Raw genomic sequence first — 21,706 nt, 5'->3', positions numbered from 1 at the left:
ACCTCAGTTAACATAATGCGCTTTGGCGGCGTAGCGCCGTCTTTCTTTTTCCTGTGGAGGCCGTTTTGTCGCCATTATGCCCCTGTGGCAGCGCTCTGGAGTATAGCTCATGTTGTCAGCCTTATCTGGCTGGCGCGCAGCTGGCGCCAGATCCGTCACAGCTGATGCGCTCCCGCTATAGCGCGTTTGTTATGAAAGACGCCGACTATCTGATTAAAACCTGGCACCCCTCCTGTCAAGCGCAGCAGTTTCGCGCAGACCTGGAAAACGGTTTTACCCGCACACAGTGGCAGGGTCTCACCGTCTTTGCCGCCGAGACGGGCAAGAACCCGGATGAAGGCTTTGTCAGCTTTATCGCTCGTTACGCTGACGATAACCGCTCCGGAGCCATTATTGAACGATCCCGATTCTTAAAAGAAAACGGACAGTGGTATTATATTGACGGCACGCGACCGCTAATCGGTCGTAACGATCCCTGCCCTTGCGGTTCAGGTAAAAAATTTAAAAAATGCTGCGGTCAGTAAGCCAGCAGCAGAAATAGCAAACACTACAGGATTTTCCCCGCGATGCATTCACAACAACGTAAAGTACTGCGCACTATTTGCCCTGATCAGAAAGGCCTCATCGCGCGTATCACTAATATCTGCTACAAGCACGAACTGAATATCGTGCAGAACAATGAGTTTGTTGACCACCGAACCGGCCGCTTCTTTATGCGCACCGAGCTCGAGGGTATTTTCAATGATTCAATCCTGCTGGCGGACCTCGACAGCGCGCTGCCGGAAGGTTCAATTCGTGAACTCAATCCAGCAGGGCGCCGCAGGGTCGTCATTCTGGTCACCAAAGAGGCGCACTGCCTCGGCGATCTGCTGATGAAAGCTAACTACGGCGGCCTGGACGTAGAAATCGCCGCCGTCATCGGCAATCACGAAACGCTGCGCTCGCTGGTTGAACGGTTTGATATTCCCTTCCAGCTGGTGAGCCATGAGGGTTTAACTCGCGAAGAGCATGATAAACAGATGGGCGACGCGATCGCCGCCCTTGAGCCGGATTACGTTGTGCTGGCGAAATACATGCGGGTGTTGACCCCAGAGTTTGTCTCTCGTTTCCCGAATAAAATTATTAATATTCATCACTCATTCCTGCCGGCTTTTATCGGCGCGCGTCCGTATCACCAGGCCTATGACCGCGGGGTGAAGATTATTGGCGCCACCGCACACTACGTGAACGATAATCTGGATGAAGGCCCAATCATTATGCAGGACGTCATTCACGTCGATCATACCTACACCGCGGAAGATATGATGCGCGCTGGCCGCGACGTCGAAAAAAACGTTCTGAGCCGCGCGCTGTATCAGGTTCTTGCTCAGCGGGTATTTGTTTACGGTAACCGGACGATTATTCTTTAATCTCAGGGAAATGAATTGATTAGCTTTGCACCTTTGCGGATAAAAAGCAGGCAAACAGCTTCATTTCCCTAAAGGAATGCTTTACAGGGGCGTCTCATTTGATATGATGCGCCCCGCTTCCAGCAGGAAGCAGGCCAGTAAATAGCATTACCCCGTGGTGGGGTTCCCGAGCGGCCAAAGGGAGCAGACTGTAAATCTGCCGTCATCGACTTCGAAGGTTCGAATCCTTCCCCCACCACCATTCTTTACCACGTTGTTGTGGTAATACCGATGAACGTAAACGATGTTTGCACTTATCGGGAAGGGTGAGAATCTTCGACCAAGGTTCGAGTCGAGCGAAAGCGAGACAAAGTTGCCGCAGGCAACGGCCCGAAGGGTGAGGAGCGAAGCGACGAATAATCCTTCCCCCACCACCATCTCTCAGCTTGACCTCAAAATTTGAATTACCCCTGGTGGGGTTCCCGAGCGGCCAAAGGGAGCAGACTGTAAATCTGCCGTCATCGACTTCGAAGGTTCGAATCCTTCCCCCACCACCATCACTTCCATGTCGTATTGAATTCACACTTCGCTAAGTGCCCCATATCCATCCCATGCGGGAAGGATGAGAAGCTTCGACTAAGGTTCGATTCGAGCGGAGCGAGAAAGCGTTGCCGCAGGCAACGACCCGAAGGGCGAGGCGCAACGCGCCGAGTAATCCTTCCCCCACCACCATCACTTCCCTGCAGTACCTCAGCAAAATCAAATTATCAAAACCGTCTTAGTTAGCTCTTTTATTTCTCCAGAACTGATTCTGTATTTCTGCCATATGTGCCCCGGCGGCGCTACGCTTGGCCGGGCTACAAGGGCATGCAGTCTGTAGCCCGGCCAAGCGTAGCGCCGCCGGGAGCAGACCGCACAAATGAAAAACCCTGCCGCAGCAGGGTTTAGCTTTACTCGAAATAGAATTAGCGACGGGCGCGAACAATCTGGTATTTGCGCGTCAGGTACTCCACCGGCGCGCTCCAGATATGCACCAGACGGGAGAACGGGAACAGCACAAACAGCGTCATGCCCAGCACCAGGTGCACGCGGAAAATAAACGCCACGCCGTCCAGGTGCGAAGATGCTCCGCCGTGGAAGGTCACCACCGACTGCGCCCAGCCGACCAGCTTCATCATTTCGCTACCGTCCATATGCTGAGCGGAGAACGGAATAGTCAGCAGGCCCAGGGCGCACTGCACCATCAGCAGGGAGAGGATCAGAATATCCGCTCCGGTGGTGGTGGCGCGCACGCGCGGGCTCAGCAGACGACGTTTCAGCAGCAGCAGACCGCCCACCAGCGTCATCACGCCGCAGGCGCCGCCCGCAATCATCGCCATCTTCTGCTTCACGTCGACCGGCAGGAAGGATTCGTACATCCAGTGCGGCGTCAGCATACCGAGAAAGTGACCGGCAAAGATCCCCAGAATCCCGATATGAAACAGGTTCGAAGCCAGATTCATCCCTTTACGGTCCAGCATCTGGCTGGAGGCCGCACGCCAGGTATACTGCCCGTAGTCATAACGCAGCCAGCTTCCCACCAGGAACACCGTACCGGCGATATACGGATAGATGTCAAAGAAGAACATATTCAGGAAGTGCATTATTGCTGTCCTCCGTTAGAGATATTCAAATATTGCGGGGCAACGGCTCCGGCAAAACGACGCTGGTGAGCGGAGATCTCCGACTCGCCGCAGCCCTGATCGGCAAAGAATTTCACCTGTTCTTCTTCCCAGACGGCGTCCAGCGCCTGCGGCGTATCGTCGCGGGCTTCATCGGCGATTTTTTCCGCCACTTTCTGGCTATCGACCTGCGCGTTAGCCAGCTTGAGCAGCAGCTCAAACAGCGCCGCGTAGCCGCTCTCGCGCTGCTGCAGGCGAGCGCTGAGCAGGCCGAGAATCGGCGCGACGTCCTGCAATCCGCCGAGCGCTTCCGCTTCCGGCAGCTGCGCCAGATACTCCAGGTACAGCGGGAGATGATCCGGCAATTCGCGGCTATCCAGCTGCAGACCGTGGCGCTCATACTGCGCCATCAGGTCAACCATTGCCTGGCCGCGATCGCGGGATTCGCCGTGCACGTGCTCAAACAGCAGCAGCGAGGTCGCGCGGCCGCGATCGAACAGTTCGCTATAGCGAGACTGCGCGTCCAGCACATCCTGAGCGGTCAGGTCACGCAGGAAAACGCTCAGCTTATGGGCATCCTCCGGCGCGAGCTTTTCCGAAGCGGCGATAGCGTCAAACAGCTCCTGCTGATGCTGCCATAAGGCAGCGTCAGGGTACTCGAGAAGGCGCGACACAATGACGAGTTCAATCATGGGTGCGGCTCCGTTTTGCTGGTGACGTCGATAGCATCGATACGGCGGCTGTTAAACAGATTGAACTGGCTGTCAGAACCGTGGCAGCCGTCGCCGAAGGTAAAGCCGCAACCGTTTTTCTCCGGGAAGGCGTCGCGGGCCTGCTCGCGGTGGCTGCTCGGCACCACGAAACGGTCTTCGTAGTTAGCGATAGCCAGATAGCGATACATCTCCTGCGCCTGGGCTTCAGTGAGGCCTACCTCTTCCAGCGCCCGGGTATCCAGTACGCCGTCGACGGTTTCCGCGCGTTTGAAGTGGCGCATCGCCAGCATGCGTTTCAGCGCCAGCAGCACCGGCTGGGTATCGCCCGCGGTCAGCAGGTTGGCCAGATACTGAACCGGGATACGCAGGCTTTCCACGTCCGGCAGAATACCGTTGCTGCCCAGTTCCCCCGCGTCGGCGGCCGACTGAATCGGCGACAGAGGCGGCACATACCAGACCATCGGCAGGGTGCGATATTCCGGATGCAGCGGCAGCGCCAGCTTCCAGTCCATCGCCATTTTGTACACCGGCGACTGCTGGGCTGCGTCGATAACGCCCTGCGGCACGCCGTCTTTCAGCGCTTGCTCAATCACTTTCGGGTCGTTCGGGTTGAGGAACACGTCCAGCTGACGCTGATACAGGTCTTTCTCATTCTCCGTGCTGGCGGCATTTTCAATGGCGTCCGCGTCATACAGCAGCACGCCGAGGTAGCGAATACGCCCCACGCAGGTTTCCGAGCAAACGGTCGGCATCCCGGATTCGATACGCGGGTAGCAGAAGATGCACTTCTCCGATTTCCCGCTCTTCCAGTTGAAGTAGATTTTCTTGTACGGACAGCCGGTGATGCACATACGCCAGCCGCGGCACTTGTCCTGGTCGATCAGTACGATGCCGTCTTCTTCACGTTTGTAGATGGCGCCGCTCGGGCAGGTCGCCACGCACGCCGGGTTCAGGCAGTGCTCGCACAGACGCGGTAGATACATCATGAAGGTGTTTTCGAACTGGCCGTACATCGCCTTCTGCATGTTCTCAAAGTTCTGGTCTTTGGCGCGTTTCTCGAACTCGCCGCCCAGAATTTCTTCCCAGTTTGGACCGCTGGTGATTTTATCCATCCGCTGGCCGGTGATCAGCGAGCGCGGGCGGGCGATCGGCTGGTGTTTGCTTTCCGGCGCGTTGTGCAGGTTCTGGTAGTCGTAGTCAAACGGCTCGTAGTAGTCGTCGATGCCCGGCAGATGCGGGTTAGCAAAGATTTTACCGAGCAGCATCGCGCGGTTGCCCATGCGCGGCTGTAGCTTGCCGTTGATCTTACGGATCCAGCCGCCCTTCCACTTCTCCTGATTCTCCCAGTCGTTCGGGAAACCGACGCCCGGTTTACTTTCAACGTTGTTGAACCACGCGTACTCCATACCCTCGCGGCTGGTCCAGACGTTTTTACAGGTGACCGAGCAGGTATGACAGCCGATGCACTTATCGAGATTCAGCACCATGCCGACTTGTGAACGAATTTTCATTTTACGCTCTCCTGTACCTGGTCATTACCTTCGCCATCTAACCAGTTAATATTCTTCATCTTACGTACCACCACGAACTCATCGCGGTTAGACCCTACCGTGCCGTAGTAGTTAAAGCCGTAGGCCAGCTGGGCATAGCCGCCGATCATATGGGTCGGCTTCGGCGTAATACGGGTCACGGAGTTGTGGATCCCGCCGCGCTGCTCGGTGATCTCGGAACCCGGCAGGTTTACGATACGCTCCTGGGCGTGGTACATCATGGTCATCCCGGCCGGCACGCGCTGGCTGACCACCGCGCGGGCGGTCAGCGCGCCGTTGCTGTTGAACACCTCGATCCAGTCGTTATCCTCAATCCCCAGATCTTTGGCGTCCGCTTCGCTCATCCACACAATCGGCCCGCCGCGCGACAGCGTCAGCATCAGCAGGTTGTCGCTGTAGGTGGAGTGAATACCCCACTTCTGGTGCGGCGTCAGGAAGTTCAACGCCTTCTCCGGGTTGCCGTTGGATTTCGCCCCCATCACCGTTTTCACCGAACGGGTATCAATTGGCGGACGATAGACCAGCAGGCTTTCGCCGAAATCACGCATCCACTGATGATCCTGATACAGCTGCTGGCGGCCGGAAAGCGTACGCCACGGGATCAGTTCGTGAACGTTGGTGTAGCCGGCGTTATAGGAAACGTGCTCATCTTCGAGTCCGGACCAGGTCGGGCTGGAGATAATTTTGCGCGGCTGGGCCTGAATATCGCGGAAGCGGATTTTTTCCTCTTCTTTATTCGTCGCCAGATGCGTATGGTCGCGACCGGTAAATTCGCTGAGCGCCGCCCAGGCTTTCACCGCCACGTGGCCGTTGGTCTCCGGCGCCAGGGTCAGGATCATCTCTGCCGCATCAATTGCGGTGTTAAGCATCGGCTGGCCTTTCGCCGGGCCGTCCGCTTTGGTGTAGTTGAGCTTGCGCAGCAAATCCATTTCGCTCTGGGTATTCCAGGCGATGCCTTTCCCGCCGTTGCCGATTTTCTCCATCAGCGGGCCGATAGAAGTGAAGCGTTCGTATGTCGCCGGATAATCGCGCTCGACGGTCAGAATATGCGGCGCGGTTTTCCCAGGAATCAGGTCACATTCGCCTTTTTTCCAGTCCTTAACGTCCAGCGGCTGCGCCAGTTCGGCGGCGGAGTCGTGCTGGATAGGCAGCGTCACCACGTCGGTCTCTTTGCCGAGGTGCCCCACGCAGACTTCAGAGAATTTCTTCGCGATATCTTTGTAGATATCCCAGTCGCTTTTCGATTCCCAGGCCGGGTCGACGGCGGCTGATAGCGGATGAATAAACGGATGCATATCCGAGGTATTCATGTCGTCTTTTTCATACCAGGTGGCGGTCGGCAGCACGATGTCGGAATAGAGGCAGGTGCTCGACAGACGGAAATCGAGTGTCACCACCAGATCCAGCTTGCCGTCGAGACCGTTGTCTTTCCACTCCACTTCTTCCGGCTTCACGCCGCCCTGCTTACCGAGATCTTTGCCCTGAATACCGTTTTCCGTACCCAGCAGGTACTTCAGCATGTACTCGTGGCCCTTACCGGAAGAGCCCAGCAGGTTAGAACGCCAGATAAACAGGTTGCGCGGATGGTTTTTACCGTTTTCCGGCTGCTCTGCGGCAAAGCGAATGGAACCCTCTTTCAGGGATTTGACGGTGTAATCGACCGGCGTCATGCCCGCTTTCTTCGCCTCTTCCGCGATGCGCAGCGGGTTGGTGCCCAGCTGCGGCGCCGACGGCAGCCAGCCCATACGTTCAGCGCGCACGTTGAAGTCAATCAGGTGGCCGCTGTAGCGGGATTTATCCGCTAACGGCGACAGCAGTTCCTGTGCGGTCACGGTTTCGTAGCGCCACTGGCTGGAGTGGTTATAGAAGTACGACGTGCTGTTCATATGACGCGCCGGACGCTGCCAGTCGAGAGCAAACGCCAGCGGCTGCCATCCGGTCTGCGGACGCAATTTTTCCTGGCCGACATAGTGCGCCCAGCCGCCGCCGCTCTGACCGACGCAGCCGCAGAAGATCAGCATATTGATAAGACCGCGATAGTTCATATCGAGGTGGAACCAGTGGTTCAGACCGGCGCCGACGATAATCATCGAACGGCCGTGGGTCTTATCGGCGTTATCGGCAAACTCCCGCGCGGTACGGATAATGTGCGCCCGGGAAACGCCGGTGATTTTCTCCGCCCACGCTGGGGTATACGCTTTGACGTCATCGTAGCTGCTGGCGCAGTTTTCATCGCCAAGACCGCGATCCAGACCGTAGTTCGCCATGGTCAGGTCGTAGACGGTGGTGACCAGCACGCTAGAGCCATCGGCCTTCTGCAGGCGTTTGACCGGCAGTTTGTGCAGCAGCACGTTTTCCAGCTCGACTTTATTAAAGTGCTCGGTGCCTTCGCCGCCAAAATACGGGAAGCCGACGTTGGCGATATTGTCGTGGCCGCCCAGCAGGCTCAGGCGCAGCTCAACGTCTTCGCCGGTTTTGCCGTCGCGCTGTTCCAGGTTCCACTTGCCTTTGTCGCCCCAGCGGAAGCCGATAGAGCCGTTCGGTACGGTGATTTCGCCCTTCTCATCAAAAGCGACGGTTTTCCATTCCGGGTTCGTTTCCTGACCTAATGCATCCACCAGGTCAGCCGCGCGCAGCATGCGGCCCGCCGCGTAATAGCCGTCGCGCTCTTCAAGCATCACCAGCATCGGCATGTCGGTGTAGCGGCGCACGTAATCGGTGAAATACTGGCTCGGTTTGTCGAGATGGAACTCGCGCAGCATGACGTGGCCCATCGCCAGCGCCATCGCCGCATCGGTACCCTGCTTCGGCGCCAGCCACAGATCGCAGAGCTTGGCGATTTCGGCGTAGTCAGGGGTGATGGCAACGGTTTTGGTACCTTTGTAGCGCACTTCGGTAAAGAAGTGGGCATCCGGGGTACGGGTCTGCGGAACGTTGGAACCCCAGGCGATAATATAGCTGGAGTTATACCAGTCGGCGGATTCCGGCACGTCGGTCTGCTCGCCCCAGGTCTGCGGTGACGCAGGCGGCAGGTCGCAGTACCAGTCGTAGAAGCTCAGGCAGGTGCCGCCGATCAGCGACAGATAGCGCGCGCCGGAGGCATAGGAGACCATTGACATCGCCGGAATAGGCGAGAAGCCGGCCACGCGGTCCGGGCCGTAGGTTTTGACGGTGTAGACGTTAGAGGCGGCAATCAGCTCGTTCACTTCCTGCCAGGACGAACGCACGAAACCGCCGCGGCCGCGCGCCTGCTTAAAGCTTTTCGCTTTGTCGGCGTCTTCAATAATAGAGGCCCAGGCATCCACCGGATCGCTGTGCTGAACTTTCGCTTCACGCCACATTTTCATCAGGCGTTTGCGCATCAGCGGATACTTCAGGCGGTTGGCGCTGTAAAGATACCAGGAGTAGCTGGCACCGCGCGGGCAGCCGCGCGGCTCGTGGTTTGGCATATCCGGACGGGTGCGCGGATAGTCTGTCTGCTGGGTTTCCCAGGTAACCAGGCCATTTTTGACATAAATCTTCCAGCTGCACGAACCGGTGCAGTTGACACCGTGGGTGGAGCGCACAACTTTATCGTGCTGCCAACGTTGACGGTATCCATCCTCCCAGTCCCGGTTGGTTTTTAGAAGCTGGCCGTGCCCATCGGCAAAGGTTTCACCCTTCTGTTTGAAGTAGCGAAACCGGTCCAGGAATTTACTCATCGGGTCTCTCCTGTGTGGAGCCTGACGGCTCTCTGATAAATCGACATTGCTGGATTTGCAGCGAAGGTAACGCTATGAAAGAGGGAGAGAATTGATAACGATCAAGACGATATGGCTTATAAAAACGGGTTAACACAGTAATTACCACCAAAGTAGTATTTATTTCTATTTTTTATTTTATTGATTAACAAAGATATTTTTCATAAAAGCCTGCAGAAAATAAGGATTAGCGATCCGCCATGGTATTAAGGGGTAGATACCCCTGAAGTCATTTTTTCTGTGACTTCAGGGGGCTTTTAAAATTACCCTATACCATTAGTATGTTGTAACTAAAAAATAAACGCTAAAAAGGGCGCAAATACCGTTGCGCCCTTTGCAGAAACTCAGAAAGAAATATTATTTCTGCTTGCGTCCGTAGACTGCCCAGGTAATCACCACGCAGGCGATATAGAACACCAGGAAGACCTTCATAGCGCCGGCCGGTGAGCCGGTTAAATCCAGCGAAATACCAAACGCTTTTGGAATAAAGAAGCCGCCAATCGCGCCAATCGCCGAAATAAAGCCCAGCGCCGCCGCCGTATCGGTCGCCGCTTCACGCATGGCCTGCGCTTCGCTGCCGCCCTGCGCCTTAACGCGATCCATGGTCATTTTGCGGAAGATAACCGAGATCATCTGGAAGGTAGACGCGCTGCCCAGACCGGCGGTCAGGAACAGCACCATAAATACCGCGAAGAAGGCAATAAAGTTGCCGCCCTCGCCGTGGGTCGGCAGCGTCAGGAACAGCAGGCCGCAGAAGATAGCCATAACCACGAAGTTCACCAGCGTCACGCGAGTCCCGCCGAGGCGGTCGGAGATCGCCCCGCCGGTCGAGCGCGCCAGGGCGCCGATAAACGGCCCGAAGAACGCGTAATGCAGAATCTGCACATCCGGAAACTGGGTCTTCGACAGCATGGCGAAGCCCGCCGAGAAGCCGATAAACGAGCCGAAGGTGGCAAGATAGAGCAGCGCCATAATCCACAGATGGGCGCGCTTCAGTACCGGTAGCTGCTCGCTCAGCGACGCCTTCGACGCCGACAGATCGTTCATAAAGAACCACGCCGCCAGGGTGAAGATAATCAGGAACGGCACCCAGATCCACGCCGCGTTTTCCAGATACAGCATGGAGCCGTCCGGCTGCTCGCTGCCGGTACCACCAAAGACGGCGAAGATCGACAGCGAAATCACCAGAGGGGCAACCAGCTGCATTACGCTGACGCCCATGTTCCCGAGGCCGCCGTTGATGCCCAGCGCGCCGCCCTGCTTCTGTTTCGGAAAGAAGAAGCTGATGTTAGCCATACTGGAAGCAAAGTTCGCCCCCGCAAAACCGCAGAGCAGAGAAATAATCACGAAAACGCTGAAGGGCGTAGAGGTATCCTGTACCGCGAAGCCTAACCAGACGCAGGGCACGATCATGATCCCGGTACTGAACGCGGTCCAGCGACGTCCGCCGAACAGCGGCACCATAAACGCGTAAGGCACGCGCAGCAGCGCGCCGGAGAGCGCCGGGAGCGCGGTCAGCATAAACAACTGGTCGGTGGTAAACTGAAAGCCGACTTTATTCAGGTTGACGGCAACGGCGCTGAACAACATCCAGACGCAGAATGCCAGCAAAAGACACGGGACGGAGATCCACAGATTGCGGCTGGCGACGCGATGACCGCGCTGCTGCCAGAATTCAGGATCTTCGGGACGCCAGTCGCTAATGACTGAACTGTTAATCTTCTCCGGGATTGAAGAGTGACTCATAGACACCTCTAATAATTCATATTAACCCTGGCTACCTTATGGGTTACAGACGGCGGTAAGTTGATATAAATCAAAGGAAAAGTTGGCGCTAATTTGGCTAAAAAAAACGCATCACCCGAAGTGAGTAGCTATTTCTGCGTAAAAAAGTGTGGTTTTTCACGCCAGTGCTGGCATTGTCCGAACGTCTGCCACCAGCCCATCACACCCTGACAATTAAGGGGTAATCCTTTAGGGGTATGGGTATACTCCAGGGGATGTCCGAGAATAAGCGCCACTCCCGGATGATTTGCCGGTCAGGAGCCTCATACCCCATGTTGAAACGTCTTTTTACGCCGCTAACGCTTGTTAATCAACTCGCGTTAATCGTTCTGTTAGCCACGGTCATCGGCGTCGCCGGAATGGCGATCTCTTCTCGCCTGGTGCACGGCGTTCAGGGCAGCGCGCATGCGATTAACAAAGCCGGCTCGCTGCGCATGCAGAGCTACCGCCTGCTGGCGGCAGTACCGCTGGGCGAAAGCGATCAAAAGCTGCTTGATGAAATGACGGCCACCGTTTTTAGCCCGGAACTGCAGTACGCCGCTCGCCATGACGATCAGCAGCGCCAGCTTCAGGCGTTACAGCACTACTGGCAGCTGGAGCTGGCGCCGGGGATGCGCAGGGCGCAAAATCAGGCCTCGGTCGCGACGGATGTCGCCGGCTTTGTCGATCGCATCGACCAACTGGTGACCGCTTTCGATCACACCACCGAGGAGCGGATTAAACACGTGGTCTGGATCCAGCGCATCATGGCCGTGGGGATGGCGCTGCTGCTGGTGTTTACCATCGTCTGGCTGCGCGCCCGTCTGCTACGCCCGTGGAAACAGCTGCTCGGCATGGCCCGAGCGGTGAGCCGACGCGATTTTACCCAGCGCGCGCAGATTAGCGGGCGCAACGAGATGGCGACGCTCGGTATGGCGCTGAACAATATGTCTGAAGAGCTGGCGGAGAGCTATTCGGTGCTTGAACGCCGGGTGCAGGAAAAAACCGCCGGTCTGGAGCAGAAAAACGAGATCCTCGCCTTCCTGTGGCAGGCCAACCGCCGACTGCACTCGAACGCGCCGCTCTGCGAGCGCATTTCGCCCGTTCTTAACGGGTTACAGGGGCTAACCCTGCTGCGCGATATTGAAGTTCGCGTTTACGATATGGAAGATGAAGACAACCATCAGGAGTTTTCCTGCCACTCCGATATTCAGTGCGACGACAGAGGCTGCTATCTGTGTCCGCGCGATCTGCCGCCGCTGCCGGATACCGGCACCACCTTAAAATGGCGGCTGTCGGATGCCCATAATCAGTACGGTATTTTGCTGGCCACCCTGCCCGCCGGGCGGCATCTGAGCCACGATCAGCAGCAGCTGGTGGATACGCTGGTTGAACAACTCACCGGCACCCTCGCCCTCGATCGCCATCAGGAGCGCCAGCAGCAGCTTATCGTGATGGAGGAGCGCGCCACTATCGCCCGCGAGCTCCACGACTCCATCGCCCAGTCGCTCTCCTGTATGAAAATGCAGGTTAGCTGCCTGCAGATGCAGGGCGACGATCTGCCGGAAGCGAGCCGCCAGCTGCTGGGGCAAATCCGTAATGAACTCAATACCTCCTGGGCCCAGCTGCGCGAACTGCTGACGACCTTCCGGCTACAGCTCACCGAACCGGGGCTGCGCCCGGCGCTGGAGGCCAGCTGCCGGGAATACAGCGCCCACTTCGGTTTCACGGTACGCCTGGATTATCAGCTGCCGCCGCGTTTTGTTCCATCGCATCAGGCCATTCATCTGCTGCAAATCGCCCGGGAAGCGCTCAGCAACGCGCTGAAGCACGCCAATGCCACCGATGTCAGCGTTACCGTGGCGTTGCGGGACAATCAGGTCCGGCTGACGGTGGCCGATAACGGTCGCGGCGTGCCGGATCACGCGGAGCGCAGCAACCACTACGGCCTGATTATCATGCGCGATCGCGCGCAGAGCCTGCGCGGGGACTGTCAGGTTCGGCGTCGGGAAACCGGCGGTACCGAAGTGGTGGTCACTTTTATCCCTGAAAAATCGTTTTCAATCCAATAAGGAGAACTTCATGAGTCAACAGGAACGGGCAACCATCCTTCTCATCGACGATCACCCGATGCTGCGCACCGGCGTCAAACAGCTGATCAGCATGGCCCCGGACATCCAGGTTATCGGCGAAGCCAGCAACGGCGAGCAAGGGATTGCGATGGCGGAATCATTAGATCCCGATTTGATTCTGCTGGATCTCAATATGCTGGGCATGAACGGTCTGGAAACCCTCGACAAGCTGCGCGAAAAGTCGCTTTCCGGCCGCGTGGTGGTATTTAGCGTCTCCAATCATGAAGAAGACGTGGTGACCGCCCTGAAACGCGGCGCCGACGGCTATCTGCTGAAGGATATGGAGCCGGAAGATCTGCTGAAGGCGCTGCAGCAGGCCGCGGCAGGCGAAATGGTGCTCAGCGAAGCGTTAACCCCGGTGCTGGCTGCCAGCCTGCGCGCTAATCGCGCCACCTCGGACCGCGACATCAGCCAGCTGACCCCGCGCGAGCGCGATATTCTCAAGCTGATTGCCCAGGGCCTGCCGAACAAAATGATCGCCCGCCGTCTGGACATCACCGAAAGTACCGTCAAAGTCCACGTCAAGCATATGCTCAAGAAAATGAAGCTGAAATCGCGCGTGGAAGCGGCGGTTTGGGTCCATCAGGAGCGCGTATTTTAGGGCAGATGCTGCCACGACACGCCCTCGGCCGGTACCCGTACCAACGGCTCAGTCAGCGCCAGTGCGATCTCATTGGATGAGACGCGCTGACCCGTTTTATCCTCCACCACCAGCGAAAGATGCCAGCGGTTGCTCGCCCCGGCTTCGCTGCTCCAGCGCGGCATAATCACGGTCCAGCCGTCCGTACTGTTCGCCTCAATTGGCGAAGTCAGGCTTAGCGCCTGGGTATCCCCCTGCCAGCTCAGCGACTTAATGCCGTGCAGGCTGCGAATCTGCAGTTTCAGCTGCACCGTTTCCCCGGGCTGAAGATCCCAGGGCGGCGTCGCCAGATAAACCGACAGCGTTTTACGCTGGCGATATTCAACGACCGGCAGGTTATCCCGTTCCGGGCTGTCGTAGCGGCTGCCGCGAAGCGATCGGCTAACGGCGACTTCATCGGCCGCCAGCTGCTGCTTCAGCGGGACGCCGAAACGATAGTTCAGCTTCAGCCCGACATCATTTTGGCTGACGCCGCTCTCGCCCTGCTTATGCTTAGCCGTGACCGTCACCAGCGGAACGGGAGTGTAATTCAGCCCCACCGACACCGCGACCGGGTTATGGTAGCCGGTACCCGAATGGAACAGATCGACGCTATCGCCAAAATACTGCTCCACGCTGACGCTGGTATTAATGTGCTGATAAAACGGCAGCCGCGCCTGGGCGGTGACATCGTAGCCGCTCGCCATACGCTGCTGCTGGGTCAGGCTACTCCCCTGCTGCCAGCCGCCGAGCGGCTGGTAGTAGTTCGCCGACAGGCGCAGCGACTCACCCCAGGCTTCGGCCCCGACGCTGCCGCGCGCCATCCGATCGTCCAGGGCTTTATCGTAGAAAGAGTTGTAGCCCAGCAGCCAGGAGCCCATCCGCCAGCGCTGGCCGAGACCAATATTGCCGACCAGACCCGTATCCCGCTGGGTGACCGAGTACTGATTCCAGGTAAGGTAGTCGCCGTTATCCTGCAGAGGGACAAACCAGCTCCCTTTGCTGCCGGTAAAATTGCCCTCTTTATCGACCAGCAGATCGACGTTGGCGTTGCCCCACGGCGAAAGCCAGTTCTCCAGCTGGTGGCTGACCTCGTTCCCCAGTTTACCGATGGCAAATACTCGCGCCTGTTCGCTGGTTGTCAGCCCGTTATCGCTCATACTGGCTTCACCAAATTTCTTCGCCATCTCGGCAAAGTGCTTTGCGTCGTCGTCGACCTGCGGCGCCAGGCCGAGGTCGGGTAAGCTCTCAGGCGCGCCGGAGAACGCCTGATTATCCTGCAGCGCGCGGGCGGGCGCGCCTGCCAGCAGCAGAAGAAGCGGTAAATACGGGGTTATGCGGAACGACAAGGAGCTCAAATCGGTTACGTCTACTCACGAAGTGGTGGCGGCAAAACCTAAGTTTATCGTTTTTTGCCCGCCCTCGCAGCCTCTCGCGCGATTCCAGGAATATGCTGAATCTCAGGCCTGAACCCGCTTCGCCGCCAGCAGCGCCTTAAGCTCCGGGAGACAGGAACCGCAGCTGGTGCCGCATTTGAGCTTCGCCCCCAGCGCGGCAGGCGTACGGCAGCCGCTGGCAATCGCTTCGCCTATCGCCCGTTCGCCCACGCTAAAGCAGCTGCAGATAATGCGCCCGCGCGGCATCTCATCGCCGCCTTTTCTGCCGCTCAATAGTGCGTGGCGCCGGGCGGCGTTCTGCGGCGGGGTGCGAAACGCGGCGTGAATCCACTCGGCATCAATAGCCGGCTCGCTGGCGTCGCTCCACCAGCCGAGCATCAGCTCTCCCCCCTGCCACGCCAGAAGGTTCCAGACGTTGCCGCCTTCGGCTACCTGCATCTGCCATCCCTGTCGCTGACACCAGCCCACAAGCCAGTCGCGGGAGCGGATATCCCCCGCCAGCGAAAGATGGATAACGCCCTGCGCCGCCCGCCGCCGCCAGTGCAGCGAGGCGGGGAGCGGAACCGGCTGGCGAGCAAAAAGCTCGCCTTTCCACGCCGGCAGCCAGGCGGCTATCGCTACCGCCGCCTGTTTACTCTCCGGCTGCCCGGAGTGCGGGTCGGTGACCGCCCTCAGCAGGTTATTCACCCGTCCCTGGCGAGCATACTGATCATTCCAGTGCATCGGCACAAACAGCGACCCGGGACGCTGGCCAGCGCTGATTGTCACTTTTGCTACCATCACCCCATTCGGTGAGCGGACCCGCGCCAGTTCACCTTCCAGCAGCTGATAGCGCGTCGCGTCCGCTGGCGCGACTTCCACCACCGGTTCGCTAATATGCTGCATCAGACGCGGCACCGCGCCGGTGCGGGTCATGGTGTGCCACTGATCGCGGATCCGCCCGCTGTTGAGGATCAGCGGATAGAACGCATCGGTGACCGCCCGAGTGGGCTGTGGGGTCACCGGGACCATGCGCAGTTTGCCGCTGCGGTGCCACCCCTTGAGCAAACCCCAGCTTGCATGGCTGCGGCTCACCGGCCAGCGCACCGGTTCCAGCGCATCCCACGCTTCGCGGCTGAGATCCGCCAGTCCGCCGATGTCAAACGCCCGCTGGCCATCGTTTTCATATCCTGAAAGCGCGGCGTGTTCGCTGAACACCTCGTGCGGATGCTGCCAGGCAAAGGCGGAGCCGAAGCCCAGCGCCTGGGCCACGCGGGCGACGATCCACCAGTCGGCTCTGGCCTCCCCCGGCGGCGGCATGAAAGCGCGCTGGCGTGAGATCCGCCGTTCGGAGTTGGTTACCGTGCCGCTCTTCTCTCCCCACGCCAGCGCGGGAAAGCGGATATGGGCAAAGCGTCCGGTATCGGTAGCGGCGGCGACGTCGGAAACGATGACCAGCGGACAGGCCGCCAGCGCTTCGCTTACCGCATGGCTGTCCGGCAGCGACACCACCGGATTGGTGCCCATAATCCACACCGCTTTCACCTCGCCGCGGCCAATGGCGGCGAACAGATCCACCGCCGTCAGCCCCGGCGTTTGCGCCAGACGTTCGGTCCCCCAGAAGCGCGCCAGACGCCGTAAATCATCGGTTTCAAAATTCATTTGCGCCGCCAGCATGGTCGCCAGCCCGCCCACCTCGCGCCCGCCCATGGCGTTAGGTTGTCCGGTCAGCGAAAAAGGCCCGCAGCCCGGGCGGCCAAATTTCCCGCTCGCCAGGTGAACGTTGATGATAGCGTTGCATTTATCGCTGCCGCTGGCGGATTGGTTAATCCCCATGGTATAGAGCGTGATGGCGCGCGGAGCGGCGATAAACTCGCTGTAGAACTCGGCGACCTGCTGTCGCGGCAGGCCGCAGAACTGCGCTACTTTGTTGATGTTCCAGTTCCGGGCGATAGCCAGCGCCTGCGGCGCATCGCTGAAATCACCGCTGATGGCGCCGCTGGCGGCAATGGCGTTCAGCAGGCCGACAAACAGCCCGCCGTCGCTGCCGGGAGCCAGCGCCAGATGCCGGTCCGCGATATCGCAGGTGGCGGTCCGACGCGGATCAATGACCACCACCCGCATCTGCGGATTGTCGCGCTTCGCCTGCGCCAGCCGCTGATAGAGTACCGGATGCGCCCAGGCGGCGTTCGACCCGACCAGCACCACCAGATCGCTGTTTTCCACGTCCTCATAGCTGCACGGCACCACATCAGCGCCCAGCGCCCGTTTGTAGCCGGTAACCGCTGAAGACATGCACAGCCGCGAATTGGTATCGATATTTGCCGCGCCGATAAACCCCTTCATCAGCTTATTCGCCGCGTAGTAGTCTTCGGTCAGCAGCTGGCCGGAGGCATAAAACGCCACCGCCTGCGGCCCGTGACGGTCGATGACCTCCCGCAGGCGCGAACCCGCCGCCGCCAGCGCCTGGGTCCAGGTTGCGCGCTCGCCGTCGACTTCCGGGAAGAGCAATCTTCCCGCCAGGCCGACGGTTTCGCCCAGCGCCGCCCCCTTCACGCACAGGCGTCCAACGTTTGCCGGGTGCTGCTCATCCCCGCGTACGGTAACCTGGCCATCGGCATTCAGGCTGGCGATAACGCCGCAGCCGACTCCGCAATAGGGACACGTGGTCCTGGTTTCCGTCATCAGGAGGCCTCCGCGCGCGCCAGCAGCTGCTGGTTGCCAACCCACACTTTACCGTTCTCCACTTTGACCGGCCAGGCGCGTACCGCCAGTTCGCCGCCGTCGCACTGGCGGCCATCGCGCAGGCGGATGCGCTGCTTATACAGAGGCGAAATCACGATCGGTTCGCCGCCCGCATCGCCAAGCAGGCCGCGCGACAAAACGTTGGCCTCGCTGCCCGGTTCAAGGTTATCGAGGGCATACACCTGGTCGCCGAAGCGGAACAGCGCAATCTGCCGCTCGCCGAGCCGCGCGCCAATCCCCGCCTGCTGTGGAATGGCGTCGAGATCGCAAATGGCCTGCCACGGGCGGGACGGCAGCGCCGGTTCGGCCTGCGCCGCGAACGGGGCCAGCTGCGGCTGGCCGCGCAGGGTTTGCCGCTGTACGCTTTCGTCCGGCTCATCGCTGTTCACGTAGGAGCGGAACAGCGCCAGCCGCTGCGGATCGTTAAGGGTGGTTTGCCATTCGCACTGGTAGCTCTCGACCACCCGCGCCATCTCCTGCTCCAGCTCTTCGCCGATGCCGAGGCTGTCTTCGAGGATCACGTCGCGCAGATAGTCGACCCCGCCCTCAAGGTTATCCATCCAGGTACTGGTGCGCTGCAGGCGATCCGCGGTACGAATGTAGAACATCAGCAGCCGATCAATACTGCGAATAAGGGTGGCCTCATCAAGATCGCTGGCGAACAGGTCGGCATGGCGCGGCTTCATGCCGCCGTTGCCGCAAACGTACAGGTTCCAGCCCTTCTCCGTGGCGATAACCCCAATATCTTTCCCCTGGGCCTCCGCGCATTCGCGGGTACAGCCGGAGACGGCCATTTTAATTTTGTGCGGCGCGCGCAGCCCCTTGTAGCGATGTTCGAGGGTGACCGCCAGGCCGGTGGAATCCTGGACGCCGTAGCGGCACCAGGTCGAACCGACGCAGGATTTCACCGTCCTCAGGGATTTGCCGTAGGCGTGGCCGGTTTCAAATCCCGCCTCTGCCAGCTCGCGCCAGATTGCCGGGAGCTGCTCCAGGCGCGCGCCGAACAGGTCGATACGCTGGCCGCCGGTCACCTTACTGTATAGCTGATAGCGTTTGGCGATCTGGCCGATCGCAATCAGCCCGTCCGGCGTCACCTCTCCCGCCGCCATGCGCGGCACCACCGAATAGGTACCGTCTTTCTGAATATTGGCGAAGTAGCGATCGTTGGTGTCCTGAAGCGGCAGATGCGCCGGCTTCAGCAGATATTCATTCCAGCAGGAGGCCAGCACCGAGGCCACCAGAGGTTTACAGACTTCACAGCCGTGGCCGTGTCCATAGCGGGCAATCAGCTGTTCGAAGGTGCGGATATGGTTGACGCGTACCAGGTGATAGATCTCCTGCCGCGACCACGGAAAGTGCTCGCAGATATCCTTTTTAACTTCGACGCCCTGCTCGGCAAGCTGGTACTCCATCACCTGTTTCACCAGCGCGCTACAGCCGCCGCAGCCGGTTGCCGCTTTAGTGCAGCTTTTTATCGCCGCCATATCGCCCGCGCCGCCGCTCACCGCCTGGCAGATATCGCCTTTGCTGACGTTGTGACAGGAGCAAATCTGCGCGCTGTCCGGCAGCGCCGCTACCCTGAGCGCTTTTGGCGCGCTGCCCTCCCGCGCCGGAAGGATCAGGCTTTCCGGGTGTTTGGGTAAAGCCATCCCGTTAAGCATCATCTGTAGCAGCGTGGCATAGTCGCTGGCATCCCCGACCAGCACCCCGCCGAGCAGTTTTTTGCCCTCCGCGCTGACCACGATTTTTTTGTAGATCTGCTGCGGCCCATCAGTCCACTGATAGCTCTGACAGCCCGGCGTGCGCCCCTGGGCGTCGCCGAACGAGGCGACATCGACGCCCAGCAGCTTCAGCTTAGTGCTCATATCCGCGCCGCTAAAGCAGCCCGCCTCGCCCGCCAGGGTGGCCGCCGCGGCGCGCGCCATCTGATAGCCGGGCGCCACCAGACCATAAATTTTGTTTTCCCACAGGGCGCATTCGCCGATCGCCAGTACGTCCGGGTCGGAGGTACGGCACTGGTTGTCGATGCATATGCCGCCGCGTTCGCCTACGTTCAGTCCGCCGCGGCGCGCCAGCGCGTCCTGCGGACGAATACCGGCGGAGAACACCAGCATATCGGTCGCCAGCGAGGTGCCGTCAGCGAAGTTCAGCTGCAGCCCCTGCTCATTGCGAACAATTTCCGTCGTCGCCTTGCTGGTATGCACCCCGACGCCCAGTTGGCTGATTTTTTCCCGCAGCATCGCAGCGCCGCCGTTGTCCAGCTGCACCGCCATCAGGTTCGGCGCAAACTCGACAACGTGAGTTTCCAGCCCCAGCTGCTTCAGCGCGTTGGCCGCTTCCAGCCCGAGCAGGCCGCCGCCGATCACCACACCCCGTCGGGCGGTTGCGGCGCGGGCGGCAATCTGGTCGAGGTCGTCTAGCGTACGATAAACAAAACAGCCCTCGAGATTATGACCCGGCACCGGCGGAACAAACGGGTAAGACCCCGTCGCCAGCACCAGCTTATCCCAGTGGGTTTCGTGGCCGAAGGCATCGCGCACCACCCGCGCTTCGCGGTCGATGCTGGCGACCGATTCGCTCAGGCGCAGCTCAATACCGTGCTGAGCGAAAAAATCGCCCTCAACCAGCGACAGCGATTCCGCGCTGCGTCCGGCGAAATATTCAGTCAGATGAACCCGGTCGTAAGCGGCATAGCGCTCCTCGCAGAACACCACAATCCGATACTGTTGATGAAGGTGACGGTCGACGCATTGCTCAAGAAAATGGTGGCCGACCATACCGTGTCCGACCAGCACTAATACAGGTTTTGTCATCGTAGTTTGTCCCGCAGCGCGCGGCTGCATCGTTGAAGAGGGATCGAAGAGCCACTCTGCCGGCGCCGGCGCATGCGCCCCCAGCAGAGCGGTGAGGGGCGCGGCGCTGCTGCAATCGCCCAGCAGCAGTACGCCGCGCAGCTTGCCGTCGCGCAGCAGCAGGCGACGGTAGTGGCGGTCCAGCGGATCCCAGCTGGTATATACGTCATCCTGTTCGGCGGCCCGCAGCTCGCCGGCGCTGAAGAGCTCAATGCCGGTGACCTTCAGGCGAGTGCCGCTGTCCTGCCAGCTGAAATCCTCGCCAGGGGTCGCGCACAGGCGGTCCGCCAGCACCTCCGCCTGGCGCAGACACGGCGCCACCAGCCCCCAGGTCTGACCGTCGATTTCACAGCACTCGCCGATGGCGCTGACGCCCGGCTGCGCGGTTGCCAGCTGGCGGTCAACGAGGATGCCGCGGGCGCAGGCCAGCCCGCTGCGCTCGGCCAGCCGTTTGTTCGGCTGCACGCCGGTCGCCACCACCACCCGCGAGGCGGCAAACGCGCGCCCGTCCTCCAGCTGCACCTGATGTTCATCAATGGCGGCGATACGGCTCTCCATCACGCAGCGAATCCCGCGCTCGGCAAGCAGCATTTGCAGCTGCTCGCTGGCAAAAGCATCGATTTGCTGCTCCATCAGCCCGCTTCCGCGATGGAGTAAAGTGACACTGTCACCATGACACCGCAGCGCCGCGGCGGCCTCTACGCCGAGTACGCCGCCGCCAATGACCACCGCCGGGCCGTCGATGGCCAGGATGCCCTCAACGTCCGCCAGGGTGCGGAAAGCAAAAACGTGCGGCTGGGTGATGCCCGGCAGCGGCGGCAGAAACGGCAGTGAGCCGGTGGCGAACACCAGCTCATCCCAGCCCAGTTCGCCTGCGGTGGTTTGCAGCGTACGGGCCGCAATATCCACCGCCGTAACCGTTTCACCGGCGCGTACCGTCACGTTATGCCGCGGATACCATGACGCGGGCAGCAGCCGCGTCTCGCTTGCCGCTTTTTCGGCGCCAAGCACCGGCGACAGCTGAATGCGGTTATAGGCCTGGCACGGCTCATCGCCGATGAGGGTGATGCTAAACCGCTGCGCATCGCGCTCCACCAGCGCCTGCGCCAGGCGCGTGGCCGCCATACCGTTGCCAATAATCACCAGTTGCCGCCTCATCGCCGCCC

At 59.7% G+C, this 21,706-nt stretch carries 12 protein-coding genes, 2 tRNA genes and 2 other RNA genes; 8 read left to right on the top strand and 8 right to left on the bottom strand.

Translation table 11 applies throughout. The features are described from left to right. Window positions 1–65: 65 nt before the first annotated feature. From MKleb_RS10865 to MKleb_RS10840, 6 genes are all read left to right on the top strand, one after another. Window positions 66–524: a YchJ family protein gene (locus MKleb_RS10865; protein ID WP_014229741.1), complete on the top strand. Its 459-nt coding sequence runs from the start codon at window positions 66–68 to the stop codon at window positions 522–524. 42 nt (window positions 525–566) lie between these two features. Next, on the top strand, window positions 567–1,409 hold the full coding sequence (purU, locus tag MKleb_RS10860; RefSeq protein WP_004121732.1) for a formyltetrahydrofolate deformylase: 843 nt from the start codon (window positions 567–569) through the stop codon (window positions 1,407–1,409). A 156-nt stretch (window positions 1,410–1,565) separates the two neighbouring features. Continuing rightward, window positions 1,566–1,650, top strand: a tRNA-Tyr gene (locus MKleb_RS10855). A gap of 43 nt (window positions 1,651–1,693) precedes the next feature. Then, window positions 1,694–1,825, top strand: a non-coding RNA gene (locus MKleb_RS10850) — RtT sRNA. A gap of 35 nt (window positions 1,826–1,860) precedes the next feature. Next, a tRNA-Tyr gene (locus tag MKleb_RS10845) sits at window positions 1,861–1,945 on the top strand. A gap of 44 nt (window positions 1,946–1,989) precedes the next feature. Continuing rightward, a non-coding RNA gene (locus MKleb_RS10840) (RtT sRNA) lies at window positions 1,990–2,120 on the top strand. A 233-nt stretch (window positions 2,121–2,353) separates the two neighbouring features. On the opposite strand, the gene narI is transcribed toward MKleb_RS10840, so the two are convergent. The 5 genes from narI to MKleb_RS10815 all read right to left on the bottom strand — a co-directional run bounded on the left by narI (window position 2,354) and on the right by MKleb_RS10815 (window position 10,798). Next, window positions 2,354–3,031: a respiratory nitrate reductase subunit gamma gene (gene narI, locus MKleb_RS10835; protein WP_014229742.1), complete on the bottom strand. Its 678-nt coding sequence runs from the start codon at window positions 3,029–3,031 to the stop codon at window positions 2,354–2,356. Then, the gene (gene narJ / locus MKleb_RS10830) at window positions 3,031–3,741 is read right to left on the bottom strand and encodes a nitrate reductase molybdenum cofactor assembly chaperone (protein ID WP_014229743.1); all 711 of its coding nucleotides are present in this window, start codon (window positions 3,739–3,741) and stop codon (window positions 3,031–3,033) included. The genes narI and narJ overlap by 1 nt, the downstream gene beginning before the upstream one ends. Continuing rightward, entirely contained in the window at window positions 3,738–5,273 is a 1,536-nt protein-coding gene (narH, locus tag MKleb_RS10825; protein ID WP_014838755.1) for a nitrate reductase subunit beta, read from the bottom strand. The genes narJ and narH overlap by 4 nt, the downstream gene beginning before the upstream one ends. Further along, a complete protein-coding gene (locus tag MKleb_RS10820; RefSeq protein WP_217076653.1) occupies window positions 5,270–9,013 on the bottom strand; it encodes a nitrate reductase subunit alpha in 3,744 nt (1,247 codons plus the stop codon). Before MKleb_RS10820 ends, narH begins: the two co-directional genes overlap by 4 nt. 396 nt (window positions 9,014–9,409) lie before the next feature. Further along, on the bottom strand, window positions 9,410–10,798 hold the full coding sequence (locus MKleb_RS10815; protein WP_217076652.1) for a NarK family nitrate/nitrite MFS transporter: 1,389 nt from the start codon (window positions 10,796–10,798) through the stop codon (window positions 9,410–9,412). Between the two features lie 311 nt (window positions 10,799–11,109). On the opposite strand from MKleb_RS10815, the gene narX reads away from it, so the two are divergent. After that, the gene (narX, locus tag MKleb_RS10810; protein WP_014229747.1) at window positions 11,110–12,888 is read left to right on the top strand and encodes a nitrate/nitrite two-component system sensor histidine kinase NarX; all 1,779 of its coding nucleotides are present in this window, start codon (window positions 11,110–11,112) and stop codon (window positions 12,886–12,888) included. Window positions 12,889–12,898: 10 nt separating this feature from the next. Further along, window positions 12,899–13,549, top strand: coding sequence for a two-component system response regulator NarL (gene narL / locus MKleb_RS10805; protein WP_217076651.1), 651 nt, complete (start codon window positions 12,899–12,901; stop codon window positions 13,547–13,549). Here the strand turns inward: narL and MKleb_RS10800 are convergent. From MKleb_RS10800 to nirB, 3 genes are all read right to left on the bottom strand, one after another. Next, window positions 13,546–14,925 carry a YchO/YchP family invasin gene (locus tag MKleb_RS10800; RefSeq protein WP_033837193.1) on the bottom strand — a complete coding sequence of 460 codons (1,380 nt, stop codon included), beginning with the start codon at window positions 14,923–14,925 and terminating at the stop codon, window positions 13,546–13,548. The two genes, narL and MKleb_RS10800, sit on opposite strands and share 4 nt — an antisense overlap. Window positions 14,926–15,027: 102 nt before the next feature. Beyond that, window positions 15,028–17,628, bottom strand: coding sequence for a nitrate reductase (locus MKleb_RS10795; protein WP_217076650.1), 2,601 nt, complete (start codon window positions 17,626–17,628; stop codon window positions 15,028–15,030). Further along, window positions 17,628–21,698 carry a nitrite reductase large subunit NirB gene (gene nirB / locus MKleb_RS10790; RefSeq protein WP_217076649.1) on the bottom strand — a complete coding sequence of 1,357 codons (4,071 nt, stop codon included), beginning with the start codon at window positions 21,696–21,698 and terminating at the stop codon, window positions 17,628–17,630. The genes MKleb_RS10795 and nirB overlap by 1 nt, the downstream gene beginning before the upstream one ends. Window positions 21,699–21,706: the final 8 nt, after the last annotated feature.

It is taken from the genome of Klebsiella sp. PL-2018, from assembly GCF_019048985.1.
Taxonomy (GTDB): Bacteria; Pseudomonadota; Gammaproteobacteria; order Enterobacterales; family Enterobacteriaceae; genus Klebsiella; species Klebsiella michiganensis.
Note: the sequence above shows the minus strand (reverse complement) of the source record. Positions and strands in the feature narration are given on the sequence as shown.

Excerpts from the sequence above, each read along its gene's own strand:
- narI (WP_014229742.1), bottom strand. The coding sequence starts at position 3,031 with ATGCACTTCCTGAATATGTTCTTCTTTGACATCTATCCGTATATCGCC.
- MKleb_RS10795 (WP_217076650.1), bottom strand. The coding sequence starts at position 17,628 with ATGACGGAAACCAGGACCACGTGTCCCTATTGCGGAGTCGGCTGCGGC.
- MKleb_RS10820 (WP_217076653.1), bottom strand. The coding sequence starts at position 9,013 with ATGAGTAAATTCCTGGACCGGTTTCGCTACTTCAAACAGAAGGGTGAA.
- MKleb_RS10815 (WP_217076652.1), bottom strand. The coding sequence starts at position 10,798 with ATGAGTCACTCTTCAATCCCGGAGAAGATTAACAGTTCAGTCATTAGC.
- purU (WP_004121732.1), top strand. The coding sequence starts at position 567 with ATGCATTCACAACAACGTAAAGTACTGCGCACTATTTGCCCTGATCAG.
- narJ (WP_014229743.1), bottom strand. The coding sequence starts at position 3,741 with ATGATTGAACTCGTCATTGTGTCGCGCCTTCTCGAGTACCCTGACGCT.
- nirB (WP_217076649.1), bottom strand. The coding sequence starts at position 21,698 with ATGAGGCGGCAACTGGTGATTATTGGCAACGGTATGGCGGCCACGCGC.
- narX (WP_014229747.1), top strand. The coding sequence starts at position 11,110 with ATGTTGAAACGTCTTTTTACGCCGCTAACGCTTGTTAATCAACTCGCG.
- narH (WP_014838755.1), bottom strand. The coding sequence starts at position 5,273 with ATGAAAATTCGTTCACAAGTCGGCATGGTGCTGAATCTCGATAAGTGC.
- narL (WP_217076651.1), top strand. The coding sequence starts at position 12,899 with ATGAGTCAACAGGAACGGGCAACCATCCTTCTCATCGACGATCACCCG.